This window comes from Brevibacillus sp. NRRL NRS-603 (assembly GCF_003013445.1).
GTDB lineage: Bacteria > Bacillota > Bacilli > Brevibacillales > Brevibacillaceae > Brevibacillus > Brevibacillus formosus.
The window spans coordinates 1-722 of sequence record NZ_PXZN01000153.1 but is presented as its reverse complement, the minus strand read 5'-3'; the positions used below and the strand labels follow the sequence as shown (position 1 = coordinate 722).

Sequence of the window (722 nt, the reverse complement as noted above, 5' to 3'; positions counted from 1 at the left end):
AACGTACAAATTAAAAATGCGCTGATCACTGCGAGCACTCGTCTGCGTTCCATCTTCATGTTTCGCAGCTGCAAGTCAAAGCTACCCATCCAGACAAGACACAGCAAAGACCACTGGATAAGGATCGCAACGGTTCCCTCGTTCATGTTCATCTCCTCAAAATGTTGGTTGTCTCCCCCAAAAGTATGCCTCAACCAAGGAAATTTCATGAATCGAATGCTCGTCCACTACCTAACGTTGCGCCAGTCTCTCCAATTGCATGTGACGAAGCCTAGCTCTCTCTGCTGTTTTACCCGTGATCATAACAGGAGTACAAACAGCGTCAGCCAGACATTTCATTCCTAATGCCGTCATTGCCACACGAATTTGATGATGCCATCTGTCGACGATAGACAAGCACTCTTCCAGAGATTCGCGTTGAACCAGACGCAGCATTGCCCCTGCCATTCCGACAGCGGACGCACCTAGAGAAGCAGCTTTGACTACATCGAGTCCATGACGAACACCGCCTGTTGCTATGTACGACACTCCTAAATGACCGACAGCATTCGTTTCCAGCAAGCTCTCTACCGTCGTGAATCCCCAATCCTCGAACATAGCGTGAGGATGATCACTACGCATATTTTCTACTTGAGCAAAATTTGTTCCGCCTCTTCCACCCACATCGATTGTTCTGATCCCGATTTCTATGAGCTTCTCGATTGATTCCTTTGCCATTCCAA

The 722-nt window shown here is 47.9% G+C and carries 1 protein-coding gene; it reads right to left on the bottom strand.

All coding sequences use genetic code 11. The features are described from left to right. Positions 1–231: 231 nt before the first annotated feature. On the bottom strand, positions 232–722 hold a 491-nt coding region (locus tag C7R94_RS29470), incomplete at its 5' end, for an alpha-hydroxy-acid oxidizing protein (RefSeq protein WP_199197984.1).